Origin of the sequence: Desulfosarcina cetonica JCM 12296, assembly GCF_001311845.1 — a bacterium.
In the GTDB taxonomy this organism is placed as follows: Bacteria; Desulfobacterota; Desulfobacteria; order Desulfobacterales; family Desulfosarcinaceae; genus Desulfosarcina; species Desulfosarcina cetonica.
Map to the genome: position 1 here is coordinate 1 of NZ_BBCC01000237.1, position 8,633 is coordinate 8,633.

General features: G+C 42.2%; 9 protein-coding genes and 2 pseudogenes. 3 read left to right on the forward strand and 8 right to left on the reverse strand.

Annotated elements, in window-relative coordinates; all coding sequences use genetic code 11:
* Positions 1 to 346 precede the first annotated feature (346 nt).
* Positions 347 to 646: a helix-turn-helix domain-containing protein gene (locus JCM12296_RS30210; protein ID WP_054700801.1), complete on the reverse strand. Its 300-nt coding sequence runs from the start codon at positions 644 to 646 to the stop codon at positions 347 to 349.
* 116 nt (positions 647 to 762) lie between these two features.
* On the opposite strand from JCM12296_RS30210, the pseudogene tnpA reads away from it, so the two are divergent.
* The 3 genes and pseudogenes from tnpA (at position 763) to JCM12296_RS37300 (ending at position 3,792) form a co-directional block, all read left to right on the forward strand.
* Positions 763 to 1,149: pseudogene (gene tnpA / locus JCM12296_RS30215) on the forward strand (IS200/IS605 family transposase).
* A 153-nt stretch (positions 1,150 to 1,302) separates the two neighbouring features.
* Positions 1,303 to 2,427: a DegT/DnrJ/EryC1/StrS family aminotransferase gene (locus JCM12296_RS37295; RefSeq protein ID WP_172684189.1), complete on the forward strand. Its 1,125-nt coding sequence runs from the start codon at positions 1,303 to 1,305 to the stop codon at positions 2,425 to 2,427.
* Positions 2,428 to 2,625: 198 nt separating this feature from the next.
* Positions 2,626 to 3,792, forward strand: coding sequence for a glycosyltransferase family 4 protein (locus JCM12296_RS37300; protein ID WP_083456662.1), 1,167 nt, complete (start codon positions 2,626 to 2,628; stop codon positions 3,790 to 3,792).
* Between the two features lie 224 nt (positions 3,793 to 4,016).
* Here the strand turns inward: JCM12296_RS37300 and JCM12296_RS39175 are convergent.
* From JCM12296_RS39175 to JCM12296_RS37305, 7 genes and pseudogenes are all read right to left on the reverse strand, one after another.
* A pseudogene (locus tag JCM12296_RS39175) lies at positions 4,017 to 4,136 on the reverse strand (IS1 family transposase); the annotation flags it as partial.
* Positions 4,137 to 4,260: 124 nt separating this feature from the next.
* Positions 4,261 to 5,004 carry an IS21-like element helper ATPase IstB gene (gene istB, locus JCM12296_RS30220; protein ID WP_054700804.1) on the reverse strand — a complete coding sequence of 248 codons (744 nt, stop codon included), beginning with the start codon at positions 5,002 to 5,004 and terminating at the stop codon, positions 4,261 to 4,263.
* A complete protein-coding gene (locus tag JCM12296_RS30225; RefSeq protein WP_054700807.1) occupies positions 5,001 to 5,615 on the reverse strand; it encodes a Mu transposase domain-containing protein in 615 nt (204 codons plus the stop codon). The genes istB and JCM12296_RS30225 overlap by 4 nt, the downstream gene beginning before the upstream one ends.
* Positions 5,616 to 5,767: 152 nt before the next feature.
* Entirely contained in the window at positions 5,768 to 6,472 is a 705-nt protein-coding gene (gene istA, locus JCM12296_RS30230) for an IS21 family transposase (protein ID WP_054700809.1), read from the reverse strand.
* A complete protein-coding gene (locus JCM12296_RS30235; RefSeq protein ID WP_054700812.1) occupies positions 6,469 to 6,852 on the reverse strand; it encodes a hypothetical protein in 384 nt (127 codons plus the stop codon). Before JCM12296_RS30235 ends, istA begins: the two co-directional genes overlap by 4 nt.
* Positions 6,853 to 6,937: 85 nt before the next feature.
* Positions 6,938 to 7,174, reverse strand: a complete 237-nt coding sequence (locus JCM12296_RS30240; protein ID WP_157068024.1) for a hypothetical protein — start codon at positions 7,172 to 7,174, stop codon at positions 6,938 to 6,940.
* 198 nt (positions 7,175 to 7,372) lie between these two features.
* Positions 7,373 to 8,362: an IS1 family transposase gene (locus JCM12296_RS37305; protein WP_083456663.1), complete on the reverse strand. Its 990-nt coding sequence runs from the start codon at positions 8,360 to 8,362 to the stop codon at positions 7,373 to 7,375.
* Positions 8,363 to 8,633 lie beyond the last annotated feature (271 nt).

Below are 8,633 nucleotides of genomic sequence, written 5' to 3' on the forward strand. Positions count from 1 at the left end.
CCTATTTGTCAAGAGAAAAAACTCACTTTTTTCATTTTTTTAAGCCACTTATGAGTACATAGCGCGAAAGCAAAAACCTAACCGGACATTACTGGCATTTTTCGAAATAATGCGCCAGAATCGGAGCGAAGCCGACAGGCTTGGTGCGGACGTCGTTGATAATATTCTTTGGCATAACGGTGAGTTCCGTAACGTATGGAAATCACATATAATATTGGCAAAGAAAAATCTAGGCGTATTTTCAATGATTATATATAGTTATACCTGATTAGAGTGCGTAATCGGTAATTTTCCTCTGATTTTTAAAGATTTTCTCCGATTCCCTATGAATAGCTAATTTTTCAACTTAAGATTTGAACAAGCGAAATCCAAGTTCAATCGAATCGCTATATTTTTCAAGTTCACTTTGAGGACGGCGAAAATTGACTTTTCTAATTTCATCAAGGCCGCCCTGACGGTAAAGTCGCAAATATTTTGTCACGGCATTGTCACAGGCACCCGATATTTTCGCAATCTGTTTGTGTGGAAGCCCCTGACTTTTTAGCCAGAGGACTTCTATCCTGCGCTGAACTCGGGGAATGGGATGATGAAACCTTTCATAGTCAATGGTTTTAAGATCCTGGTCAGAAAATACTACTTTAATCATTGGTCTCTCCCTGGCTGCTCATTGAAGGTTCAATGCATCCAGGGTAGTATGGCAAATAATACCACTTTTGTCCCGTAGAAAATTAATATCGGCGGTAATTTTCACATTTTATTGCCATTCGCAGTATACAATCATTAAACCATTCCAAGTGGGAATGCAAATACCACATAACCTGGATACTCAAATGCCGGAGAAAGAACCTTTATGGCGAACTCCGAAAGGTATCTGAGCAAGGTATTCCAGGAGTTCGCCCGGTAGAAAGAATGTGAGATCCTTGAGGGGCATTTGATGGAAGACCATGTTCGCATGCTCGTATCGATCCCACCCAAATACGCGGTATCGCAAGTCATTGGATACTTGAAAGGTAAAAGTGCGATCCATATTGCCAGAGTCTACATGGGGCAAAAGAGAAACTACAAAGGGCAGTACTTCTGGGCCGGAGGCTACCATGTATCAACGGTCGGCAGGGATGAGAAACAATCCGGAAATATATCAGAGAGTAGGAACAGGAAGACCGAAGGCTCGGTCAGCTTCAGATGTCTGGTTAAAGCGACGCCACCTTTAGGTGGCTAATGAACTTGACCGCTTTGAGCGGTTCACGTGTCAAGCCTCCAGCTTTGCTGGAGGTCATGACTCATTAATTTCAAGGATTAAAAATGAAAAAAATAATGACCCAAGTTTCAGCGCCGGACCTTTCGAAGATGGAAGAAGCCAATGTAGTTGATGCAATCAGAAGCACTTGGATTTCTTCTACTGGTTCCTACATAAATCGTTTTGAAAAGGAGTTTGCCAATAAATGCAGTACCAATTATTGTTTAAGTGTATGTAACGGAACCGTCGCACTTCACCTCGCTTTGTTAGCTTTGGATGTCCGACACGGAGACGAGGTTATCGTTCCTTCTCTTACATATATAGCTACCGCTAATGCGGTACGTTATGTCGGTGCGGAACCAATCTTTATTGATGTAGATCCTAAAACATGGTGTATCGATCCTGATTTGATAGAAAATAGCATCACTCGCAGGACAAAAGGAATAATTGTCGTTCATTTATACGGTCATCCGGCAGACATGGATCGAATTAACCACATTGCAGCCGTTCATGGACTTTGGGTAATTGAGGACGCCGCCGAAGCACATTTTGCAAAATATAAGGGCGATCCAGTCGGTTCCCTTGGACGTGTAGGTACTTTTTCATTTTATGGCAATAAAATTATTACCTGCGGAGAAGGTGGCGCAATTACTTTAAATGATAAAAATCTTTCTATCCGTGCTAAAACGTTACGTGGACAAGGCATGGATCCAAATCGAAGATACTTTTTTCCAGTGACCGGTTATAATTTTCGTTTGACCAATATTGCCTGTGCAATTCTGTGTGCTCAAATGGAACGCTATAAAAACATTTTAACGAAAAGATTAAATATATTCAGTACATATCGTGAATTTTTATCTGAAATCAATGGAATTAGCTTCCAACCCGTTGCAGAATGGGCTGAGCCGACTCCGTGGTTATTCTGTATTGTTGTAAATGAGAAAGAATATGGAAAATCTAGAGATGATCTAATTCGTCTGTTAGAAAATCAGGGAATTGAAACACGTCCTTTTTTTATACCTTTGCACTTGCTTCCTCCCTTCAGAGAACAATCAGTAGAGAGAAAGGATTCATTAATTCATACCGAAAAAATAAGTCGTTCTGGTTTAAACCTTCCGACATTTTCTAATTTATCTAAAAAAGAAATAGAAAAAATTTGCTCTATTATTAGGTCATCATCGCTAAGATAATTTATTTTCATTTCATTATGGTTTTACATGCTATAAACTGTGTTTTATTAAAAATATGCGTTTTTTGAAGTAAATTGTCAAAAATCTGATTGAATACTATGATAAATATCTGTATCGATGCGAGAATTGAAAAAGGTTTATATGGCGGTTTAGAACATGTCGTCATAGGTCTTTCTCAGGGCCTCTCAAAATTGCAAAATGATAAAGAAAGATACTTTTTTTTTAACCTATCCAGAAACAAAAGAGTGGTTGATAACGCACACCGAAGGACAATGTGAAATTATCACTACTTTGAATAGTGGCCCATCCACACACTGGATATCTCAATTTAATTTTTTAAGTATACATCTGAAGCATTTTTGGCATTTTATTAAATATCTTCAATATCTCATAATAAAGGATAAAGCGGTAAAATTAGCACATTCAGAGGGAATTATCGAAAAGTACAATATTGATTTAATACATTTCCCAATTCAAAGTGCATTTATAACTAGAATTCCAAGCATTTACCATCCTCACGACCTTCAGCATTTGCATCATCCAAAATTCTTTAACAAATGGCAAATTACAAATCGAGAAATTAATTACAGAAAATTCTGCAACCAAGCGACAATAATTGCAGTTGCTTCCTCTTGGATTAAAAATGATATAATTAAACATTACTCTATAGATTCTGAAAAAGTTAAAGTAATTCCTCTTGCTCAATCTAACGAGTTTTGTTCTTTTCCATCAAATAATGATTTACTACTTACTAAACGGAAATTTAACCTCCCAGATGAATTCATTTTTTATCCTGCCCAAACATGGGAACATAAAAATCATATTGGACTCATAGAATCTGTAGCATACTTAAGAGATAATTTTAACTTAATAATACCAGTTGTGTTTTCTGGACATATGAATGAATTCTATCCAAAAATTTTAAATGTGATTAGAAAAAATAATATGTTTGACCAAATTAAATTTGTTGGCTTTGTTTCACTTAGTGAGTTACAATCACTTTATGAATTGTGTAAGTTTGTTATCATTCCTACGAAATATGAGGCAGCTAGTTTTCCTTTGATTGAAGCATTTTATTCAGGAACACCAGTTGCCTGCTCTAATGTCACATCTCTTCCCGAACAAGCGGGAAACGCTGCGCTTATTTTTGATCCTTACAATATTATTGATATTTCTGAAGCAATCAAAAAATTATGGTATGATAAGAAATTAAGAAAAAATTTAGTCGAATATGGAAAAAAAAGGATTAAGCTATTTTCTTGGGGAAAAACATGCCGGCATTTTCGTGCTTATTACCGTTTAATTCTAAAAAGAAATCTATCTCCTGAGGACATGGATTTAATAGATAATAATCCTTTCTACTAAAATTTTATTGCATTCACTTTTATCAACCAATGGTAAAAACATACCTTGCAGCATACGATATTATACACCGATTTTCGCGCAAATTTTAACCGTCATACCATATAAGAATTTGTGGGCGTCAATCGAAAGAGAGATTGAGTTTGACACAAAGATAACGCTGAATCCTGATTTGCGGCACTGGTTCAGTTGAATAGGTAATAACTATAGATCACTATTTTGGTTAGTTATATATATTGTGCACTGAAAAGCGATTCCGGAGTGGTCTCGCATTCTATTACTCCTAAACTTACAGCAGGCACTTCTTTGGTTGTAAAGTGAACTCTGAGGAAGTTATGGTGTGACCACCGGTTTTAAAACCAGCCAAAATCACCGATATTAAAACCAACCACTACTTGCGCAAGACGCAGGTCTGCGTAATGAGCATGCATTAAAAGCGCGCAGCCCACTCCTTGCATCAAATTTTTTCGGTTATGGTCTTTTTGACTTCGACCTCTTTCGATAACTGGGTCCCTCCAAGATAAGGATCTGCGAGTTATAGACAAGGCGGTCGGCAATGGCGGTGGCGACTGTGGTCGAGTCAAATATTTTCCCCCAGTCTGCAAACGGCAAGTTCGTCGTTATGGCGGTTGACTTGATTTCATGCCGCTGACTGATGACCTGGAAAAACAAGTTGGACCCTTTCTTGCCAAGGCCAAGGTAACCAATCTCGTCAATAACAAGCAGCTCCGGAGATTGATAGTACTGGAGTTTTTTCAAGAGGGAGTGGTCAGCATCGGCTGCGATCAGATGATTGATCATATCCATGGCGGTGGTAAAAAGGACCTTGATGCCGGCCTGGGTGGCTGCATAGGCCACGGCCTTGGCTAAAAAGCTTTTTCCGACACCGGGATTGCCAATCAAAATGATATCCATCCCTTCCTTTAGAAACGCCAAAGACATCAGGTTGAGGATTTGAGTTTTTTGGTTTTTACGAGAACTGTGGTGGTTAAAGTCAAATTGATCGATGGTGGGTTTTTCGTTCAATTTGGATTGACGATAACAAAGTACGATGCGGTTTTGGCGGCGATTTTCGATTTCCAGATCAAACAGATGGCAAATGGTTTTCGAGCAGGGCCAATTGTTTTTCCCGGCCATCTCGATGATTTGTGGAAATTCATAAGCGATGGTCTTAAGTCTCAACGCGCCTGCCTTTTCGCAGATTTCTTCGATCATTTTTTCATCCTTTTGAGAACATGAGAATCATACTCTTGCAAAGAAGTGTGCTTTAGACGGATGCGATTTAAATTCTCGTTTCTCAATCGAACCGGAGGGTGCTCATTTTTCGGCGTCATTTCCTGGTGGACAATATTTTCGACATAGTCGGCTCCCCAGGCTTTGCAGGCCATCGATTTTGTGATCGCGTATATCACGGCCTCGGTTCCGTATTTGTCTTCCAACGCAAGGAGCCGTTTGACCTGTTTTTTGGTGGGCAGGCCGGCTTCAATCAGGCCTTCGAGATAATCGACCGCCACAGGTCCCAAAGAGAGAAAGGCCGCGACCTGGCGGTCCTGCCAGAGCCTTTTGCGAAGTTTTTTTACCTGCTCTCGGTGGGAGGGCGTTTCAATACGCGTTTTTCGCTGCCAAGATCGTGAATGCGCCGCGATGCGTTTGTCTTTAAAGTACAAGGCGACAGTGGCAGCATCCGCCTTGGCGATCACGGTTTTGCCGACGGCCCACGGGGGAACGGTATAGGTATTCCCATCGAATCGAACGGCAAAATCCTTGTGCACAAGTAAAGATTCGGTCTGTTTTGTCTCCGGCAGACATTCCGGCAAAGGGGTCAACGTTACCTTTTCAAACCGCTGAGCTGGACGTTCTCCCGTTGTCTGATGGATGCGGACATTGGCTACGGTAGTTAACCAGGAAAGGGCCTGGCGTTGAACATCATCCAGATCGGTAAACGAGCGCAGAGGCAGAAAATTGCGGCGGACGTATTTTACCCCGGACTCGACCTTCCCCTTTTCAAAAGGGATCCCGGATTACATGCGACCGGTTCGACACAAAAATGCCTTAAAAAGTCCAGGAATGCATCGTTGAAACGAACCACGGAACCCAGCCTCTCTACGACGGCGGTGGCCATATTGTCGACCACCAGTTGTTTTGGGCTACCACCAAACCAGGCAAACGCGTCGAGTAGACCGCTATGCAAAGCCCACTGCTTCTGGCTATGCGTAAAGTGCACATAAAGCATTCGACTGAAGGATTCGATAACGACCAGGCCGTAAAGATTGCGGCGGGTGTCTCCATAATCCAAGGCGCCAAAATGCCCCCAGTCGATCTGCATTTGTTCGCCGGGAGGTGATTCGAAACGGCAATAGGCGGTGCGTTGTTTTCGTTTACCCCGCAGTTCCATCAAATAATCGCGAACAATGGTGATCTTTCCATCAAAACCACTGGCTTTCAGGTGCTGCAGCACCACCGGGGCACTGACGGTAGGATCCTGGTCCACCAAACGATTGATCTGGTCTTGGTAGGGATCCAATTTGGATCCTCTTCGCGGCCGTTTTTGAACGGCCACGGGATTGGCAACATATTTTTTTACCGACCCCCTGTCGATGTTTAAATGCCTGGCAATTTTCCTGTCTGACCAACCCAGATGCTTCAATCGATGAATCTCGAAGATGGTGCGTTTGTCAATCATGCCCCCACCTCCTTAAAAAGGTTTTGGGCGATTTGCCCAAGCGGATGCGCTCGTTGTCGACCTGATTTTGGGGGTGCCTCTGGTAATGCGAGGACTTGGAATACGGTTCCGTCAAAAGCGATCAGGTCTTTTTTTATCAACGCACACCGTGCTTCGACATACTGGTCCAAGTTGAATTCGAGCAGGCTGCAAATTTTATCGTAACTGTAAAACGAAAGTCCGTAGCGGTCTGCCGCCAGTACCAGAAAGAAATAGAGCAGCAATTGATCGGGAGACAAATCGCTGAGAAAGCCACCTGTGAGAAAACGGTGGGGAATGAATGCAAACCCGCCGTTGATCCGCCGGATTCGGGTTTTATCGATAATTTTCTTCTTAACCATGGCCGCCTCCTAAAATGTTGGTGTTCACAAACGGCGTACCATGGTTTTTGAGGTCTTGTCCCCGAGTCCATCTTTGCAATCATTGTCAGGTATCCGAAATCGTATAGATACTGACTTTTGTCACGTCCATCTTTGCAATCAGGACGTCGGCTGGTTTGTTCCTGGTCGACCTGCGCCGATTGCGGACCGTTTGAAGCATCCGATTCCTATCGGTTTTTTCCTGATACTGCTCTCGATAGGATTTCCAATACCCGGGATGGTTGGTGGTCCATTTTTGTTGGCTGAGTTTCTGGGAGACCTTATAGTCCGGATCTGTCTTCATTTTAATCCTCTGCCAATTCGCCTTTCTGGCCTTTTGGCATTCCGGACGGCTGCAGCAATATTGTTTCTTGTTCCTCGGGGTAAATACCGTTGCACAATGGAAACACGGCACCGGTTCCATAGTCCCTCTCCTGGATGGGTGTCCATTTATCGGATGTGAATAAGAGGAACTATATGAATTTTTTAAGAATTGATGGAATTAAATTGCCGGTGGCTGGTCTGGTGCGGTGGTTTTGGCGGGAATTAGATGCGAGGGGATTGGCGGGGAATTAAATCGGCGGTAACAGTTATGGACAACCCAATAAACGTTCAACACGCGTTGAAGACCCGTTTCTGATTTTGCATATGTGTTTGTTTTTCTTCTATACGCGGAACATTTTCGGCGCATTGCGCTATTGTTGGCTTCAACGTGGTTGGCGTGTGTTTCCTTATCTGTAATATGGTTTGTGGTCTCAGGGTGTTGTGGACATGTTGTCTGGTATTTTGGCCTTTTGCGTCCTTTCTTATGGGCTTGGGAGCCTTTGTTTTTTACCCTGACGGTAACTCCATTTTTCAACACTTTTCGAGGACGACCACGCATACCGGTTTGCAAAAGCTCGTGGCATATTTCAAAGAGAATTTTTCCATATCGACGTTCACCATCTGTCAGAAGGGTTATGTCTTCAGTTTGATTGACAAGTTCTGCCAGTGTCTTGATTGCTTTTTCAAAAAGGGACCTGTCCTTTTTACCGCAGCTCATTTCCCAAATGAAACGGCTGGCTCTATCCATGAGAACGATAGTCCATCCGGAAGATTCTTCAGGCGGAACATTTTTCTGGACTTTCGTATAGAATTCATCGCCTTCGATGACTGACTGGATGAACGTGTGCGCCATTGAATAGATGAATAAGGCACGATAAAGATAAGAAAATTTTCGTTCCCAGGCAAGAAGGGTGTTTTTAGCGATGTCAAAAATCCGGCAGGTGGCATTGAGTGACGTTCCCTCAGTTCGGGCCTTTAAGACTTTCCAGATTTTACTGGCAGGCGTCCTGATACATTGCAGGAAAGTGTTTCTTGTTTCTGAGAATGAAGATGAACAGTCTCGACAAAGGAGCATTTTCTTATAACCGTTAGAAATTGTGCTGTATACATAGTCATTCCGGATATTTTCAGATGAACAATTGGGACATTTGCATGTAAATAAAAGCATAATCTACTCCTTTTGATCATGGTTGGGGTAGATTACCGTACATCTTTTATTTGCTATTGTCCAGCTTTTCTATGTATTTTCTGCCAATTACAGCACCTATTCAACTGAACCAGTGCCTGATTTGCTCCTGTCCGGAAAAGCCATAGCGCTTGTAGGTGCCGTATTTGATAATATTGAATTGGTTGTTGCACCAATGACAGGCGATCGGGCCGGTCTGATTTTTCTTGGCAATTTTGTTCAGAACTAATAGAATCGTCAATACTGGGTGGGG